Source organism: Nocardia sp. NPDC102475 (assembly GCF_055584605.1).
This window is the reverse complement of record NZ_JBVJLS010000028.1, coordinates 99459-119950: the sequence shown is the minus strand read 5'-3', so window position 1 is coordinate 119950 and position 20492 is coordinate 99459. Positions and strand designations below refer to the sequence as shown.

Sequence of the window (20492 nt, the reverse complement as noted above, 5' to 3'; positions counted from 1 at the left end):
CCAGGAGCATCCAGACCACGCCGAGACGTCAAAAGCAGACGACCCACACCATGTTCGGTCACCAGATGACGCGCGATCACCGCACCCAGACCACCGGTACCACCGGTCACCAGCACCGTGCCCGGCTCGGTCAGCCGAGCGACCACGCCCGGTGTGTGGCGGGTCAACCGCGGAACAAGCACGGTCGTACCGCGTAGCGCGGCCTCGGGTTCCTCGGCAGCAGCTGCCGCCGCGGTCGCGACAGCGAACAGGTCGCCGTCCCGATCCATATCGACAAGCTGGAACCGACCCGGGTGTTCCGCTTGCGCGGCGCGCAGCAGACCCCACACCGGCGCCTGATCGAGGCGTACCTGCTCGGAATCGGCAACGGCCACGGCTTGTTTGGTGAGTACCACCAAACGTGAAGCGGCGAAACGCGTTTCGGCCAGCCAACCCTGGACGGTGTCCAGGACACCGGTCATGACCTGCCGCGCCGCGGCTGTCGGCGGACCGTCGTGGAGCGCGCACTCGAGCAACACGATGTCGGGAACAACCGGCTCCCGCGCCGCATCGAGATCGGTGACCAAAGCCGCGAGATCGCGGTAGCGCCGCACCTCACCAGAGCTCTGGCCGGAACCGAGTACCGCCACACGGCCCGGCTCGACCGTCCTCGCCGAAAGTGGCTGAGCGGTAACCCATTCCATGCCGAAGAGGGCTTCCGACACCCGGTCCGCGCCCAGGCGCTCGGCCGACACGGGCCGAGACACCAGAGCGCCCACCGACAGCACCGGCCGACCCTGTTCATCGGCAATCTGCACGGCGAAGTTGTCGCCTTCGGGGACGCTCCGTACCCGCACGGCGGCAGCGCCGGCCGAGTGCAGAACCACCCGGTTCCAGGCGAACGGCAGGACCGCGGCGCCGCCGCTGCGCCCATGAATGATTCCGGCGTGCAGGGCCGAGTCGAACAGCGCGGGGTGGATTCCGAAACCCGCGGCCTCCTGCGGGTCCGGCAGAGCGACCTCGGCGAACAACTCGTCACCACGCCGCCACGCCGCCCGCAAACCCTGGAAGAACGGGCCATACCCATATCCGAGTTCGAGCAACTCGTCGTAGGCACTGTCAACAGGCAACGGCTGCGCCCCAACCGGTGGCCACGAAGTCAGATCGAAGTCCGCAACCACGTCGCCTGGGGCGAGCACACCCTCGGCGTGCAGCGACCACGGACCCTCACCCGCCGATCGAGAGTGCACACTCAACCGCCGACGACCAGCCTCATCAGCAGCGGCCACCACAACCTGCACCGCGACACTGCCCTCGGCTGGCATCGTCAACGGAGTATGCAGGACAAGCTCATCCACCACCTCGCAGCCCAACAAACCGCCGACATAACCAGCCAACTCGACGAATCCGGTCCCCGGCAGCAACACCACCCCGAGCACACTGTGATCAGCCAACCACCCCACCGAATCCAGCGACCAACGCCCGGTAAAACTCACCCCACCCGACTCCGGATGCGGCACAACAGCACCAAGCAACGGATGATCCACCACATCGAGACCAACAGCAGTCACCCCACCGAGCTCGGCACCCAGCCACGACTGCGCCAACACCTGGCGAGCATCGAGCCAGAAACGCTCACGCTGGAAGGCATAGGTAGGCAAATCGATTCGCTGAGCTCCGGTACCGGCGTAGCGACCGGCCCAGTCCACTTCGGCACCGGCGACGAACAAGCCCGCCACCCCACTCAGCACGGTGGACACATCGGCATGGTCTCGACGCGCCAGCGCCACCGCCGAAGCAGCCGCGCCATCCAGGATCTGCGCAACCATCGGGGTCAGCACCGCGTCGGGGCCGACCTCGGCGAACCGGGCCACGCCCATATCCGCCATCGCGGCGACCGCGTCCGCGAAACGGACGGTCTCCCGGACCTGACCGACCCAGTACGCCGGATCAGCCATCTCGTCGACGACCTGGGCACCGGTCACCGTGGACACCAGCGGAATGCTCGGGTGACCGAATGCCAAACCCTCGATCGCCGTGGCGAATTCGGCCAGCATGGACTCCATGAGCGCCGAGTGGAAAGCGTGGGAGACCCGCAACCGATGTGTGCGCCAACCACGCTCGACACACGCCTCGACAACAGCCAGGACCGCGTCCTCGACACCGGAAAGCACCACCGACGACGGACCATTGACCGCCGCGATCGACACCCCACCAACCAGCAATGGCAGCACATCGAGTTCCGAAGCGCCGACGGCGACCATCGCCCCACCCGTAGGCAGCGCCTGCATCAACCGGCCACGCGCCGCCACCAGCACACACGCATCCACCAACGACAACACACCCGCCACATGCGCGGCCGCGACCTCGCCGATCGAATGACCGGACACCACGTCGGGCCGCACTCCCCAGGACTCCAGCAGGCGAAACAACGCCACCTCGAACGCGAACAACCCCGCCTGCGCGAACACAGTCGCATCCACCGAACCCTCGTCGGACAAGGCAAGACTCAGCGAAATCTGCTGTCCCAAAAGCGGATCCAACTCAGCGACGATCGCATCGAAATGCCCGGCGAACACCGGATACGCCACACACAGCTCAGTAGCCATACCCGCCCACTGCGCACCCTGACCGGAGAACACCAGACCCGTCGACCCGGACACCGCACGGCCGGTCACCACACCCGGTCCCTGCGCACCCTCGGCCAGCACCCGCACTCCCGCGAGCAGACCGTCACGGTTATCGGCCAACACAACAGCGCGATGCTCGAACACAGCACGCGTGGACGCCAAAGAAAAACCGACATCCACCGGATCCAGGTCATGATCGGCCACAGACAAGGCCAGTCGCCTGGCCTGACCGGCGAGAGCCTCACGATTGCGCGCCGAAACCACCCACGGCAGCAACCCGCCGACCGGAACGGTCTCGGCCGCAGGCACCTGAGCCGGTTCCACGACCGGAGCCTGCTCGATGATGACGTGCGCGTTGGTGCCACTGATACCGAACGAGGACACACCAGCACGACGCGGCCGATCCACCACCGGCCATGATTGCGGCTCGGTCAGCAACCGCACATGCCCCTCGGACCAGTCGACCTTGGTGCTGGGCTGATCAACATGAAGGGTCTGCGGCAGCAGCCCGTGCTGCATCGCCATCACCATCTTGATCACACCACCCACACCCGCGGCAGCCTGAGCGTGACCGATGTTCGACTTCAACGACCCCAACCACAACGGACGATCCGCATCCCGATCCTGCCCGTAAGTCGCCAGCAACGCCTCCGCCTCGATCGGGTCACCCAAAGTAGTACCGGTGCCATGGGCTTCCACAACATCCACCTCGACCGGCGAGACCCCGGCGTTGGCCAACGCCTGCCGGATAACCCGCCGTTGCGAGGGGCCGTTGGGTGCGGTCAGACCATTCGACGCACCATCCTGATTCACCGCCGAACCAGCGATCACCGCAAGAATCTGATGCCCATTGCGCTGGGCATCGGACAACCGCTCCAACACCAACACACCGGCACCCTCGGACCAAGCGACACCATCGGCGGCATCGGCGAAGGACTTACTCCGCCCGTCCGGCGACAACCCCCGCTGGCGGCTGAACTCCACAAAAACTTCCGGCGTCGCCATCACAGCCACGCCACCGGCCAATGCCAGATCGGACTCGCCCGACCGCAGCGACTGCGCGGCAAGATGCATCGCCACCAGCGACGACGAACACGCCGTATCCACGGTGACCGACGGCCCTTCCAGACCGAACACATACGAAACCCGGCCCGAGGCAATGGATCCCGAGTTCGCGCTGGCCGGGTAGTCGTGGTACATCATGCCCGCGAAAACCCCGGTCGAACTGCCACGCAGCACCACCGGATCGACACCGGCCCGCTCCAATGCCTCCCATGAGGTCTCCAGCAGCAGGAACTGCTGCGGATCCATCGTTGCGGCTTCATTCGGGCTGATACCGAAGAACGCGGGATCGAATTCGCCCGCGGAATGCAGGAATCCGCCCTCGCGCGTGTAAGTGGTGTGCGGTGTTTCGCCGGTGGGATCGTAGAGGCGTTCGGTATCCCAGCCCCGATTGACGGGGAATTCCGACGTCGCGTCGATCCCGTCGGAGACCAACTTCCAGAGATCCTCGGGAGAACTGACACCACCCGGATACCGACATGCCATGCCGACGATCGCGATCGGTTCGTGGTCGACGGCCTTGACGGCGGTGACCGCGACGTCCTGCCCGGTGCCGGTGAGCTCGTCTGCCAGGTGGGCGGCCAGTGCCTGCGGTGTCGGGTAGTCGAAAACAACTGCGGCCGAAAGTGATAGACCGGTGACGGTTTTGAGCCGGTTGCGCAGCTCGACCCCGCTCAGGGAATCGAACCCGAGGTCCTGGAACGCGCGATCGGGATCGATCGCGGATGCACTGTCGTGGCCGAGCACAGCCGCGATGTGGGTGCGCACGGTATCGAGTACTGCCTGGCGCCGCCGATCGGCGTCCAGACCCGAAAGCCGTTGCCGGAGACCGGATACTGCCGCCGAGGTCGCCGCCTGGCGCCGAACCGCTGTCGGTGCCAGTTCCCGCAGCAGCGGTGGCAGGAGTCCGGCCTCGGATCGGGCGCGGATCGCGACGGTGTCCAGCGCGGCGATCACCGCGTAGGCCGTGCTCCGTTCGAGCACCGCGTCCCAGCCCGCCAACGCCAGTTCATCGGAGATCGCGGTGAATCCGCCGCGACTCATCCGAGCCACATCGGCGGCATCCAGGTCGCCGGTCATGCCGCTCGAGCGTGCCCACGGACCCCACGCCAGCGACTGGCCGGCCAGCCCGCGTGCTCGCCGGTGTGCCACCAGCGCGTCGAGGAAGGTGTTCGCGGCCGCGTAGTTGCCTTGCCCGGGTCCGCCGACGGTGCCCGACACCGACGAGAACACCACGAACGCAGCCAGATTCAGATCCGCGGTCGCTTCGTGCAGATGCCAAGCAGCATCCGCCTTCGGCGCCAGGACCGCGTCCACCCGCTGCGCGGTCAGCGACGCGATGATTCCGTCGTCGAGCACACCTGCGGCATGGATCACCCCCGTCAATGGCAGTTGCGCGGGCGCTTCGGCCGGCAACCCGGCCACCGCACCGGCATCGGTGACATCACAGGCCACCACTTTCACCTGTGCACCCAACTGCTCCAGCTCGACACACAGCTGCGCCACACCCGCGGCCCGCGGACCGCTGCGGCTCGCCAGCAGCAACGAACGCACACCGTGCTCGGCCACCACGTGCCGGGCCGCCACCGCGCCCAAAGCGCCGGTGCCGCCGGTGATCAGCACCGTCCCAGCACCGAAGGCGGAAAGATCATCGCCCGTCCCGGCAGACACCGTGGTCGCGGGTCGAGTGAGCCGAGCGGTGTGGGTGACGCCGTCGCGCACGACTACCTGGGGTTCGTTCACGGCCACGATCGTGGCCGCAAGCTGCTCGTCGATGTCAGTGTCCGTGTCGGCCAAGACAATCCGGCCCGGATCTTCCGACTGCGCCGCACGAACCAGGCCCCATACCGCGGCACCGGGGAGGTCGGCGAGGTCGTCACCGGGCAGCGCGACCGCGCCGCGCGTGGCGATCAGCAGGGTGCTCGCGGCGAACCGGTCGTCCCCCAGCCACGCCTGCACCACCTCGAGTATCCGCGCGACCTCGCTATGAGTGGCGGTCACCACGTCGGTGCCGGTGTGTTGGTTCCACCCGGATCCGGCCTCGACCACCACCACCGGAGGTACCGCCGACTCCGAATCCAACCGGTCCCACCAACCCACACCCGTATCCACCACCGCGGACTCCGACGTCGGCGACCACACCAGTTCCAGCACCGGAGCAACCGAGCCACCGGCACCCGCGGTGGCCGCGGCGAGCTGTTCGAGCGGCATCGACCGGGTCGTCAGCGATCCCGACAACACCGGTTTTCCCTGCTCATCGGCCGCCGACACCGATACCGACGATCCGGTCGTGGTCAGACGAACACGCAGCCCCGACGCTTCGGCCGCGTACAGCGACACCGACTCCCACGAGAACGGCAGCACCACCTGCCCCGCCCCGATAGTGAACGGTGAATCCGACTGTTCCGCATCGTCTTCGAGCACACCCGCCAGCAGACCCGCGTGCATGGCCGCATCCAGCAGTGCCGGGTGGATCCCGAATCCTTCGGCTCGCACCCCGGCGTCCGCATCGACGGCGATCTCGGCGAACACCTCCGCGCCGCGCCGCCACAACGCCCGCACACCCTGGAACGCCGGACCGTAGTCGTAACCTCGCGCCAGCAGGTCCGTGTACGCGGCCGCGACATCGGTACCACTCGCCGCGTCCGGCGGCCATGCCCCGAGGTCGGGTTCGGTCGTCTCGTCGCGGGGCGTCAACAGGCCCCGCGCGTTCAGTACCCACTCGTCGCCGTCGTGTTCACCGCGCGAGTAGATCGATACCGGCCGCTGTGCGACATCGTGTCCGGGTCCGCCGACGACGACCTGGACCTGTATGCCGCCCGCCGCGGGCAGTACCAGCGGTGCCTGCAGCGTCAACTCCTCGATCACCGGGCATCCGGCCACGGCACCGGCACGCAACGCCAATTCCACGAATCCGGTCCCCGGCAACAACACCGACCCGGCAACCGCGTGGTCGGCCAGCCAGGGTTGTGTCGCTACCGACAACCGGCCGGTCAGCAGCACGTCACCGGATTCCGGTACCGACAGCACCGCACCGAGCAACGGATGCTCCACCGCACCCAATCCCACGGATTCGACGCCGGCGGTGCCGACCGAGGTCTCGAGCCAGTAGCGACGGCGCTGGAAAGCATAGGTGGGCAACGACACTCGCGAGACCGAGCGGGCAGCGAAGAACGCGCTCCAGTCGACCTCGACACCGACCGTGTGCGCGTGCGCCAGGCAGTTCACGAGCTGCTCGACCTCGGCACGTCCTCGACGTGCTCCGGCCACCACCAGCGACTGCGATTCGATATCTTCCGGCAGGCTTTGCCGGGTCATGGCCGTCAGCACGGCATCCGGACCGATTTCCAGGAATCGGCGCACACCCGAGGCCACCAGAGTGTCTATGCCCCGAGCGAACTGAACGGCCGCCCGCACCTGCCGAACCCAGTAGATGGGTTCCAGCACTTCGTCACCGGCGATCCGGCCGGAGAGATTCGAGACGAGTGGAATCTGTGGGCGATGGTAGGTCACATCCCGTGCGACAGCTTCGAACTCGGCCAGCATCGGTTCCATCCGGTGTGAATGGAACGCATGCGACACCCGCAACCGCGATGTCTTCCGCCCGCGGTCGGCGAACCACTGCTCGAGCGCGGCCACCGCGTCCTCGTCGCCGGAAACAACAACGGCCACAGGCGAATTCACCGCAGCAATGGACACTCCGTCGACGAGCGCCTCGGACACCTCGCGCTCGCTCGCGGCGACAGCCAGCATCGCGCCGCCTTCCGGCAGCTGTCCCATGAGGCGACCGCGCGCCGCGACCAGCCGGCACGCGTCCGGTAGCGACCACACACCAGCGATGTACGCGGCAGCCAGCTCACCGATCGAATGTCCGATCAGGACATCCGGTGTCACACCGAACGAGTCCAAGAGTCGGCACAGCGCGACTTCGTATGCGAACAGCGCGGGCTGGGTGAACTCTGTCCGATTCAGAACACTCGCATCAGCGGGGCCGCCCTCGTCCGGCTGACCGGTGAACATCAACTCTTTGAGCGAACCGCCGAGTAGTGGATCGAACTGCTCGCAGATCTCGTCCAACGCGGCAGCGAACACCGGGAACGCCTCGTACAGTTCACTTCCCATGCCGACCCGCTGCGCGCCCTGCCCGGTGCACAGGAAGGCGGCCTTACGCGTGACCGCTCGCCCCGTCGCCACGCCATTGGCGGAGCTCGCCGATCCGTGTTCGGCAAGCGCTGCCAGTCCGGCGAGCATCGTGTCCCGGTCGTCGGACACTACCGCGCCCCGCCAATCGAGCCGGGCGCGGGTCGTCGACAGGGAATAGCCGATGTCATCGATTGTCAGGTCGGGGTTTTCGGTCACCCACGTCAGCAGTTTGGCTGCCTGCGCACGCACGCCGTCCTCGGTTTTCGCCGATAGCAGCCACGGGGAGACACCGGACGCCACGGCCTGCGCGCCACGCTCGGCGGCATCGTCCGCCGGTTCGGCAGGGACCTCCGCCGGAGCCGAAGCCTCCTCCAGAATCACATGCGCGTTGGTGCCGCTGGCGCCGAACGAGGACACGCCCGCGCGACGCACCCGCTCCCCCGCGGGCCACGGTTCCGCCGTGGTGAGCAGCCGCACCGTTCCCGCCGACCAGTCCACATGCGGGGTCGGGGCATCGACATGCAGTGTCGCGGGCAGCATTTCGTGGCGCAGCGCCTGCACCATCTTGATCACACCGCCGACACCGGCCGCGGCGGAGGTGTGTCCGATATTCGACTTGAGCGAACCGATACGCAGCGGATCTCCGGCGCGATCACGGCCATAGGCGGCGATCAGCGCCTGTGCCTCGATAGGGTCTCCGAGGCTGGTTCCGGTGCCGTGCGCTTCGACCGCATCGACGTCGGCGGGCGTCAGACCGGCGCTGGCGAGGGCCTGCGCGATCACCTTTTCCTGCGAAGGACCGTTCGGCGCGGTCAGCCGGTTGCTGGCGCCGTCCTGGTTGACCGCGCTGCCGCGGATGACCGCGAGAACCCGGTGGCCGTGACGGCGTGCGTCCGACAACCGCTCGACCGCGAGCATGCCGAGGCCCTCGGAGAATCCGGTACCGTTGGCCGCCGCCGCGAAGGCCTTGCACCGTGCGTCGGGGGACAGCGCCCCCTGCCGGCCGAAGGCGATCAGCAGGGTGGGGTCGGACATCACGGTGACGCCACCGACCAGGGCGAGCGAAGTCTCGCCCTGACGCAATGACTGACAGGCGAGGTGCAGGGCAACCAGCGACGACGAGCACGCGGTGTCCACCGAGAGCGCCGGACCTTTGAAACCGAAGGTGAAGGCGACGCGCCCGGACAGGACACTGGCCGAAACACCCGGGTAGGCATGGCCTTCCGACTCGGCGGTCAGGCCCGGCGAACCCACGCGGGGGCCGTAGTCCTGGTGGATCACGCCGGCGAACACACTGGTGTCACCGCCGCGCAGCGAGGCCGGATCGATACCGGCGTCCTCCAATGCCTCCCAGGCCGCTTCCAGAAACAGGCGTTGCTGCGGATCCATCGCCGCCGCCTCGCGCGGAGCGATTCCGAAGAATCCTGGATCGAAATCGCCTGCCGCATCCAGGAATCCGCCTTCCCGGGTGTAGATGGTGCCCGGCGTTTCGGGGTCGGTGTCGAACAGACGCTCGAGGTCCCAGCCTCGATCGGCCGGAAAAGGACCGACGGCGTCGGTGCCGGAAGCGACCAACTCCCACAGCCGCGCCGGAGTGTCGACGCCGCCTGGATACCGACAGCTCATGCCCACGATCGCGATCGGTTCGCCGGCACGGTCTTCCAAGTGCTGGATGTGCTTCTTGGCGGCGCGGAGATCTCCGGTGAGCTTGCGCAGATACCGGCTGAGCCGTTCCTCGTTGCTGGTGTCGGGGTTGCTCATGCTGGGCCAAACTCCTCGTCGATCAAGTCGAAAAGCTCACTGTCGGAATGGAATTCGAGGTCGTCGTAGTCACCCTCCGGCGACTTGCCGGTCAGGTAGGCGCGGAGGCGCTCGTTGACGCCCCGCAATCCGGCGACGGTCTCGTCGGTGTCGCTACCGCCCGCGATAATCCGCTCGAGCATCGCCTCGAGCTGCGCGATGTCGTCGGGCACCGTTGATGTCGGTTGCGTGGGTTGCGCGGGTGCCGTCACCACGGTCTGCGCCAGCAAGTAGTCGGCGATATCGCCCGCGGTGGGGTAGTCGAACACCAGGGTCGAGGGCAGCGAGAGCCCCGTCACCTTCGACAGCCGGTTGCGGAACTCCACTCCGCCAAGGGAATCGAAGCCGAGTTCGTCGAAGCCGCGATCGGGTCCGATGTCGTCGATCGACCCGTAACCCAGCACCGCCGCCACGTGTTCGCGCACCAGGTCCAGGACGACCCCGCGTCGCTTCGCCTCCGCCACACCGTGCAGACGCTCCGCGAGCGAGGGTCCATCACTCGACGCCGTGGCCGACCGGCCGCGGGCGCGAACGAACCCGCGCAGCGCTGCCGGGACCGGACCGGTATGCGCTTCCAGTCGCAGTTTGTCGGTATCCAAGTACAACAGCGCCGACACCGGTTCCGCGATGGTCAGCGATTCATCGAACAACCGCAGGCCGTCGGTGCGGTCCAGCGGGGCCAGGCCCAGTCGCTCCAATCGGCTCATGGCGGTGCGATCCAAAGCGCCGGTCATGCCGATGTCCTGCTGCCACGGACCCCAGGCGAGTGCGAGTGCCGGTAGTCCTTCGGCGCGGCGTTGCAGCGCGAGGGCGTCCAGGAAGCTGTTCGCGGCGGCGTAATTCGCCTGCCCCGCCGAACCGATCATTCCGGCGATCGAGGAGAACAGCACGAATGCCGACAGATTCATGTCCCGGGTGAGCTCGTGCAGATGCCACGCCGCATCGGCCTTGGGCGCGAACACCCGATCGACCTGGCCGGCGGTGAGCGTGTGGAACGTGGCGTCGTCGAGCACGCCCGCGGCGTGCACGACACCGGTGAGCGGGTGCTCCGCCAGCAGCTCCGCAAGCGCGTCGCGGTCGGTGACATCGCAGGCGGCGATTCGCACCTCGGCGCCGAGTCCGGACAGTTCCGCCGCGAGTTCCACCGCGCCGTCCGCATGCTCGCCACGGCGCGATACCAGCAGTAGCCGTCGCACACCGTGCGCGGTGACCAGGTGCCGGGCCAGCAGCGCGCCCAGCCCCCCGGTCCCGCCGGTGATCAGCACGGTGCCGGTCCCGAACGAAACCTGCTCGGCCGCACCGGATGTCACCGCGTCCAGCCGCGGCGCCAGGACACGGTCGCCCCGCAATGCCAGCTGCGGCTCTCCGGTCGCGATCGCGGCTCGGATCGAGTCGACCGAAATATGCTGCGCGCCAACGGATTCGATTGCATCGAGCAGCACGATCCGCTCCGGGTATTCGGTCTGAGCGCTACGTATCAGACCCGCTACCGCGGCCGACGCGGTATCCGGCACCTCATCGGGCAGGGCCACCGCACGTCCGGTCACCACAACCAGCTGCGACCGCGCGAATCGCTCGTCAGCCAGCCAGCCGCGCACCATCTGCAGGGCAGTCTTCACCCGATCACTCGCGGACGGCTGCGAATCACCGTGCGGCGCAGTGGATTCGGACCAAACAACGACATCCGGGACAGTCGCGGCCGAAGCGAGCGCCGCCAGATCCGGATACCGCTCGTCGATTCCGGGCACCTGCGCGGTTCCGAGCACGGCTGCGCTCCCGGTCGGGGCGAGTCCCCCGGACGCCCCGACCTCGGCCCAGCGCAACCCGTACCGGGCCGCACGCCCACCCGACAGCGTGGCGCGGAACTGCTGGACGTCGTAGGAGCGCATGACAACTTCGTCGACCGAAACCACCGGATTTCCGTCCTGGTCGACCGCAACGACGGTAATCGCCTCACCGCTGCGCTGGATGGCCATCACGCGCAAGGTCGTGACCTTGGACGTGGTGTGGAATTGCGTCGCGCCCCAGCGGAACAAGAGTTTGCCCTCGGCGGGATTGCCCTTGTCGTCCGACCAGATCAAGCCGACGAGTCCGGCATGTAGTGCCATATCGAACAACGCCGGATGCAGCTGGAACCGTTCGGTCGAAACTTCCTGATTCAGGGTAACCTCGGAGAACATCGTGTCGCCGCTGCGCCATGCGGCGTCGATGCCGATGAACGAGGCACCGTATTCCAGTCCGGCGACACGCGCCACCTGGGCCGGAATCCAGTCGGCGTCCACCGGTTCGGCGTCGATCGGCGGCCACGGCCCGTTGCGCAGCATGTCCACGAGTCCGATATCGAGCAGCTGTTGACCGCTCATCACGCCGCTGGCATTGCGCGTCCACTCGCCGTCGGCGGCGCCGGTCAGGCGGTAGTGGAACGTGAACGATCGGCGTCCCGTGGGATCCGGTTCCCGCACCAGTACCTGGAGTTCGACATCGCCGTCCGCCGGCGGGAGGATCGGCGCCTCGAGGGTGAGCTCTTCGACGGTGCCGCAACCGATTCGCCGACCTGCGACCAGCAGCATCTCCATGAGCGCGGCGCTCGGAACGAGCACCACACCGTAGGTGGTGTGGTCGGCGATCCATGGATGGGTGCGCAGCGAGAGCCGTCCCGTGAACAGCCACTCGTCACGGTCGGCCACGCGCACCACGTCGGTGAGCAGCGAATGTTCCGACGCGTTCCGGGACTCCCCGAGGCCGGGTTCGAGCCAGTACCGCCGATGTTCGAAGGCATAGGTGGGCAAGGCGATTCGGGATACCTGGAGGGTGGTGAACAACCCGTCCCAGTCGACGGCCACCCCCGCGGTGTGCGCCTGGCCGAGCATCGTCAGGAACTGCTCGACCTCGTCGTGATCCCGGCGGGCCGCCGCGGCCACCACAGATCGAGCCTCGACGTCCTCGGCAAGCGTGTGCCGCGTCATCGCCGCCAGCACCGCGTCGGGTCCGACCTCGAGGAACCGGCGCACGCCCGACGCCACCAGCGTCTCGACACCGGGCGCGAAACGCACCGCCGCACGCACCTGCGCCACCCAGTACCCGGGATCCAGGATCTCGTCGCCGGCGATCCGGCCAGAAATGTTGGACACCAATGGAATCTGTGGGGCGTTGCAGGTTACTCGCGCAACTACGGTCTCGAACTCGGCCAGCATCGGCTCCATCCGATGGGAATGGAACGCATGCGACACCCGCAACCGGCTCGTCTTGCGACCCCGTTCGGCGAACTGCCGATCGATCTCGTCGACGGCGTCCTCGTCGCCCGAGATCACCACGGCCGCAGGCGCATTCACCGCCGCCACCGACACCCGACCATCGAATCCGGCGATCGTCGTGCCGACTTCGGCTTCGGACGCGGCGATCGCGAGCATCGCGCCGCCCTCCGGCAGCGCCTCCATCAGCCGTCCGCGTGCCGCGACCAGCTCGCAGGCGTCTTCCAGTGACCACACACCGGCCACATACGCCGCGGCCAGTTCACCGATCGAGTGCCCGATCAACACATCCGGGACAACTCCGAACGACTCCAGCAGGCGATACAGCGCCACTTCGAATGCGAACAGCGCGGGCTGGGTCAATCGTGTGCGATCCAGGATGCCGGTACCCGCTGATCCTTTCGAGCGACCTGACAAGCAGTCGCTAGCGGTGACGCCCTGATCGTCGATCAGGTGTCCGGTGAACATCGCTTGCTTCAGTGAACATCCGAGCAGCGGATCGAACTGGGCACACACCTCGTCCAGTGCTGCGGCGAATACCGGGAAGGCCACGGAGAGACCCGCACCCATACCGACCCGCTGCGCGCCCTGACCGGTGAACAGGAAGGCGGTCTTCCCGGAGCCCACCGTGCCGGAAACCACTCCGGCCGAGCCGGATCCGGCGGCCAGCCGCGCCAGCCGCGCCAGCAGTTCGTCGCGATCACCGCCCAGGATCGCCGCCCGCGACTCGTGCTGCGCACGTGTCGTCACGAGTGAATACGCCACCTGCCTCGGATCGGCGTCGGGGTGATCGATCAGCCACTGCTGCAGTTTCGCCGCCTGTCCCCGCAGGGCGGTCTCATTCTTGGCCGACACCAGCCACGGCACCACCGTGCGTGGACGGTCGGTAACCGGTGGCGAGACGACCGACTGTGGGGCGGGCGCTTCCTCGAGGATCGCGTGTGCGTTGGTGCCGCTGACACCGAACGACGACACCCCGGCTCGGCGGACCCGTCCGCCGGTCGGCCACGGCTGGGCCTCGGTCAGCAGCTGGACATCGCCCGCGGACCAGTCCACGTGTGGGCTCGGCTCGTCCGCATGCAGTGTCTTCGGCAGGGTTTCGTGGCGCAGCGCCTGCACCATCTTGATCACGCCACCGACACCTGCCGCGGCCACGGTATGGCCGATATTCGACTTGATCGATCCGATCCGCAGCGGTTGTCCCGCACGGTCCTGCCCATACGCCGCGATCAGCGCCTGAGCTTCGATCGGATCACCCAACCTCGTGCCGGTGCCGTGCGCCTCGACGGCGTCGATATCGGACGGCTCGAGTCCGGCATTCGCCAACGCCGCCGCGATCACCCGCTCCTGCGACGGACCGTTCGGCGCGGTCAAGCCGTTGCTCGCACCGTCCTGGTTCACCGCCGTACCGCGCACGAGGGCGAGGACGTTGTGCCCCAAGCGCTTTGCGTCGGAGAGCCGCTCGAGCACCAGCACACCGACGCCCTCGGAGAAGGCGACGCCGTCGGCCCCGGCGGAGAAGGCCTTGCAACGGCCATCGGGCGAAAGACCACGCTGCCGCGCGAAATCGACGTAAAGGTAAGGACTGGCCGCGACCGTCACACCGCTCGCCAGCGCCAGCGAACTCTCCCCCTGGCGCAGCGCTTGGCAGGCCAGATGCAGCGAGACCAGCGAGGACGAGCATGCGGTGTCCACAGTGACCGCCGGGCCTTCGAGACCGAGGACATAGGCCACCCGTCCGGACATCACGCTGCTCGTGGTGCCGGTGAGCCGGTAGCCCTCCAGGTCACCGGCCACCCGATCGATGTAGCCCGAGTAGCCCGCTCCGACATATACCCCGGTGTCGCTGCCCCGCAACAACGTCGGATCGATGCCCGCGTCCTCCAGAGCTTCCCAGGACACCTCCAGCAGCAGACGTTGCTGCGGGTCCATCGCGGACGCCTCCCGTGGACCGATCCCGAAGAATCCCGGGTCGAAATCGCCTGCGTTGTAGAGGAATCCGCCGCGTCGGGTGTAGACGGTACCGGGCTTGTCCGGATTCGCGTCGAACAGCCGCTCCAGATCCCAGCCCCGATCCGACGGGAAATCGCCGGTCGCGTCGGTTCCGGAAGCAACGAGATCCCACAGCTGATCCGGTGATTCGACGCCGCCGGGGAACTGGCAGGCCATACCCACGATCGCGATCGGCTCGTCGGCCCGGACGCGGCGGGCAACCTTCTTGACGGGTGCGCCCACCGTCGGCTCGACGCGGGACTGCACCAGCTTCGCCACCGCCGCCGGGGTCGGATGATCGAACACCAGCGTCGACGGCAACTGCAGGCCGGTGGCCTTGCCGAGCCTGTTCCGGAATTCCACGCCGCCCAGCGAATCGAAACCGATCTCGTCGAAGCGCTGGTCGGGCCGGATGTCCGCGGCCGAGTCGTGCCCGAGCACTGCCGCCGCCTGGGTGAGCACGACCTCCAGCACCACCTCGGCACGCCGCGCTTGCGGCACATCCGCCAACCGGGCGGCCAGCGAGCCCGCCGCCGCGGCGACCGCCACCTGCTGCGTCGGGCGCGTCGAACGCCGCACGAATCCGCGCAGCACCGCCGGAACGGCATCGACGTCGGACTCGCGACGCAAGACACTCGCGTCGAACCGGATCGGAACCAGACGCGCCTCCGAGTGCGCGAGCGCATCGTCGAAAAGTCGCGTCCCTTCGACATTTTCGAGCGGGCCCAGCCCCAGGCGGTCCCATCGAGCGAGGGCGGCGCGGTTCAAGCCACCGGTCATACCGCCGGCCTGGTTCCACGGACCCCACGCCAGCGATGTGGCGGCCGAACCGGCGGCCCGACGTCGCTGCGCCAACGCGTCCAGGAAACCGTTCGCCGCGGCGTAATTGCCCTGCCCCGACGACCCCAGCACCGTGGCGATCGATGAGAACACCACGAACGCGGACAGATTCAGACCACGAGTGAGCTCGTCCAGATGCCATGCGCCGTCGACCTTCGGCGCCAGCACGCGATCCATCTGGTCAGCGGTCAGCGACTCGACGGTGCCGTCGTCCAGAATTCCCGCGGTGTGCACGACAGCGGTCAGATTCCTGTGGGGGAGCTCGATTGTCTCCAGGAGGTTCCGCACCGCGTCGCGGTCGGCGACATCGCATGCGACGGCCCGGACCTCGGCCCCGGCGTGCGCCAATTCGGCAACCAGCTCGGCGGCGCCGGGCGCATCGGGGCCCCGGCGCGAGGTCAATACGAGACTGCGCACACCGTGTTCGGCAACGAGATGGCGGGCGAACAACGCACCCAGTCCACCCGTTCCGCCCGTAATCAGCACGGTCCCATCCCCGAACGACGGCCGCAGGCCCGGATCCGCGGAAGCGGACGCGCGCACCATCCGGGGAACGAGAAGCTGCGCACCACGGACCGCGATCTGCGGCTCGCCCGACCGCAGGACCGCCGCGATGCGGTCGGCATCGAGTGGCCGGTCCGGATCCTCGTCGACGAGGACGAACCGTTCCGGATGCTCCGACTGCGCGCTGCGCACCAGCCCCCACACCGCCGCCGCGGCCGGATCCGGAGTCTCGTCGGCCACGCCAACGGCGCCCGTCGTCACCACGACCACTCGGACATCGGACAGACATTGCTCGCCGAGCAGGGACTGCACCATCGCCAACGCGCCGTGCACGCGAGCCCGCACGGATCCCGGACCATCGACGTCCGAATCTGCTGCGAGAGGCTCGGTCGCTCGCCACACCACCACACCGGGAATGCCCTCGGCCGCAACGACATCGGCGATCGACGCGTATTCCGTGTCGATCCCCGCCACCGTCGTGTGCCCGAGCATCGCCAGGGCCGGTCGGCCGTCTCCGGCACCCGATTCCGCAGTGGGCTCCCAGCGCACCTGGTACAGGCCCGCCCCGTCACCGACGAGACTGCTCCGGAATTCCTTCACGTCATAGGGACGCATCACCACCGCGTCGACCGACACGATCGGATTGCCGTCCGGATCGACAGCCGCGACCGACACGGTCTCGGGTCCGGTCGCGACCGCGATGACCCGAAGCGAAGTCACCTCATCCGTCGACGACTCGTGGAAACGCGCACCACCCCACCGGAACAACAACCTGCCGGTATCGGGATCGGAATCCCCATCGCGCCACAGCAACCCGGAGAATCCCGCGTGCATCACCATATCCAGCAGGGCAGGGTGCAGGTCGTGCCGTCCCGGCTCCGGCGCCGCATCGGTGTCCAGGACGATCTCGGAGAAAACCGTGTCGTCGCGTTGCCACGCGGCACGCACACCGACGAACGCCGGACCGTACTCGAGCCCCGCGAGCTTCGCAATCCGCTCCGGCAGCCCCGCACTGTCCACGACCTCGGTATCGACCGGCGGCCATTGCTCCTCCCGCAGCCGCGACACCAGCGCCGAATCACCATCCCACTGGGCCCCGAGCACACCGGTGGCGTTGTGGATCCATTCGGCGTCGGAGGACTTGCGGAAATAGAACTCGAACGGACGCCGCCCGGACTCGTCCGCCGCCTGCACCAGCACCTGCAACTCGACCTCGTCGTCCGCGGTCGGCAGAATCGGCGCCTGCAAGGTGAGCTCCTCCACCACCCCGCAACCGATCCGGCGGCCCGCGACGAGGAGGAACTCGATGAACGTCGCGCTCGGCACGACCACCACACTGTAGGTCATGTGATCAGCGATCCACGGATGCGTCCGCAACGAGAACCGGCCGGTCAACAACCATTCGTCGGTACCCGCCAACCCGACTACACCCGTCAGGATCGGATGATCCGCCGACGACGGCGACGCGTCGAGGGCACCCGACAACCAGAACCGGCGCCGTTGGAAGGCATAGGTGGGCAACGGAATCCGACGCGCCGCATACCCCGCGAACCACGAACGCCAGTCCACCCGCGCACCCGCGACATGAACCTGCGCCAGGACAGTAACGAACTGCTCCACCTCATCGACCGACCGCCGAGCAGCCGCCGCCACCGAAGACGCCGACTCGATTTCCGGGTGCTCGGCCAGACAGCCGCGCGTCATTGCCGCCAGCACCGCATCCGGTCCGATCTCCACGAACCGCCGCACACCAGCATCAACCAGAACGTCGATCCCCGGCGCGAACCGGACGCACCCCCGCACCTGCTCGACCCAGTACTCAGGATCGGTCAGCTCCGCAGCGACCATAACCGCAGAAACGTTCGACACGATCGGCAACAGCGGCTCTCGATACGTCAATCCTGCGGCGACAGAACGGAACTCGGCCAACATCGGATCCATCCGCGCCGAGTGGAACGCATGACTCACCCGCAACCGATTCGTCTTCACACCCTCGGCGGACAGCAGCCGCTCGATCTCACCGATGGCATCGACGTCCCCGGACAACACCGTCGACGACGGACCGTTCACCGCCGCGATCGACACACGGTCGGCGAAATCGGCGACGATATCGACAGCTCGTCCTTCGCCGATCGCCACCGCGAGCATCGCCCCGCCCTCGGGCAAGGCGCCCATCAACCGACCACGCGCCACAACCAGCGCACACGCATCCTCGAGCGACCACACCCCCGCCACATACGCCGCAGCCAACTCACCGATCGAATGCCCGATCAACAGATCCGGTACGACACCGAACGATTCGATCAACCGGAACAACGCCACCTCGAACGCGAACAACGCCGGCTGAGTGAACTCCGTCCGATCCAACACCCCCTCGGCATCGACGAACATCAACTCCTTCAGCGACCGCCCCAACAACGGATCGACCTGCGCACACACCTCATCCAACGCCGCCGCGAACACCGGAAACGCCCGATACAGACCCACGCCCATACCAACTCGCTGCGCACCCTGCCCCGTGAACAGGAACGCGGTCCTATCGGAACCGGCATTCCCTTCGATCGTGCCGTGCGAACCCGCGGCCAGATCGGCCAGACCGGCGAGCAGTTCGTGCCGGTCATGCCCCACGACCGCACCGCGCCGGTCCAACTGTGCCCTCGACGTCGCCAAGGAATACGCCATATCCCGGACATCGACGTCGGGATCGTCGATCAACCACTGCCGCAGTCGATCTGCCTGGGCGCGGAGGGCTTCGTCGGACTTGGCCGATATCAGCAACGGAACGATATCGGCCACAATGGGTTTCGCGGCCGATTCCGGCTCGGATCCGTCCACCGACGCCACGGTGACCGGATGGACCGGTGCCTCCTCGAGGATGAGGTGGGCGTTGGTGCCGCTGGCCCCGAACGACGACACCCCGGCTCGCCGGGTCCGGTCCCCCACCGGCCACGGCTCGTTGTCCTGCAGGAGCCGCACCGTGCCCGCGGACCAATCGACGTGCGGGGTCGGCGCATCCACATGCAACGTCTTCGGCAGCACGCCGTGCCGCATAGCTTGAACCATCTTGATCACTCCGCCCACCCCCGCGGCAGCCGAGGTGTGACCGACATTCGACTTCAACGACCCCAAACGCAACGGCGCGTTCTCGCGACGCGTGCTATATGCGCTGATCAGTGCCCGCGCCTCGATCGGATCCCCGAGCATCGTGCCGGTGCCGTGCGCCTCTACCGCGTCGATATCCGACGGGGCCAGACCCGCGTTCGCCAACGCGGCCGCGATCACTCGTTCCTGCGACGGACCGTTCGGCGCAGTCAAGCCGTTGCTCGCCCCATCCTGATTGACAGCACTACCACGCACCACCGCCAGCACGGTGTGACCGAGCCGCTGCGCGTCCGAAAGACGCTCCAGTACAAGCACTCCGAGACCCTCGGAGAATCCGGTTCCATCAGCAGCCGCCGCGAATGCCTTACAGCGCGCATCGGGCGACAACGCACGCTGACGCGCGAACGCGATCAGCAATGCCGGATCCGACATGACGGTCACCCCACCCGCCACCGCCAGCGACGTATCGCCCTGCCGTAGCGCCTGGCACGCCAGATGCAACGCCACCAGCGACGACGAGCAGGCGGTATCGACCGAGATGGCCGGGCCTTTGAAGCCGAACGTGTACGCGATCCGACCGGATAGCACCGCGTTCGAAACACCCAGGTAGGCATGGCCTTCGGTCTCGGCGGTGATATTCGGTGAGCCGATGCGTGGACCGTAGTTCTGATGGATTACTCCGGCGAAGACACCGGTGTCGCTGCCGCGCAACGACACCGGGTCGATTCCCGCATCCTCCAACGCTTCCCATGACGCCTCCAACATCAGGCGCTGCTGTGGATCCATCGCCGCGGCCTCACGCGGGCCGATCCCGAAGAAGGCCGCGTCGAACTCGCCTATGGCGTCGAGGAACCCACCGTCACGGGTGTAAATGGCGTTCGGCACATCGGGATCCGGGTTGAACAGCCGTTCCAGGTCCCACCCTCGATCGGTCGGGTAGTCGCCGATGGCATCCACACCGTCCGCCGTCATGCGCCACAGGTCTTCGGCGGAGCGGACGCCACCGGGATACCGGCAAGCCATACCGACGATCGCGATCGGCTCCCGCGACCGGTCGGTGAGCGCGCGCAGTTGCTGTTTGGTCTCGTAGAGCTCCTTCGCGGTCTTCTTCAGATACCGGCGCAGCTCGTCGTTGTCGGCCATCGGTGGAACTCCAGATCGTGTTTGCTCAGCTCAGGTGGTCGCGGAA

The 20492-nt window shown here is 67.5% G+C and carries 2 protein-coding genes; both read right to left on the bottom strand.

Annotation, left to right across the window (positions count from 1 at the left end; all coding sequences use genetic code 11):
• Positions 1–9575 (bottom strand): type I polyketide synthase (locus ACZ60G_RS36690; RefSeq protein WP_465816204.1); only part of this gene is annotated, 9575 nt, incomplete at its 3' end.
• Positions 9572–20446 carry a type I polyketide synthase gene (locus ACZ60G_RS36685; protein ID WP_465816202.1) on the bottom strand — a complete coding sequence of 3625 codons (10875 nt, stop codon included), beginning with the start codon at positions 20444–20446 and terminating at the stop codon, positions 9572–9574. The genes ACZ60G_RS36690 and ACZ60G_RS36685, both read right to left, overlap by 4 nt.
• Positions 20447–20492: the final 46 nt, after the last annotated feature.

Bases quoted from the DNA above. Each gene is read 5' to 3' on its own strand.
- ACZ60G_RS36685 (WP_465816202.1), bottom strand. From the start codon at position 20,446: ATGGCCGACAACGACGAGCTGCGCCGGTATCTGAAGAAGACCGCGAAG.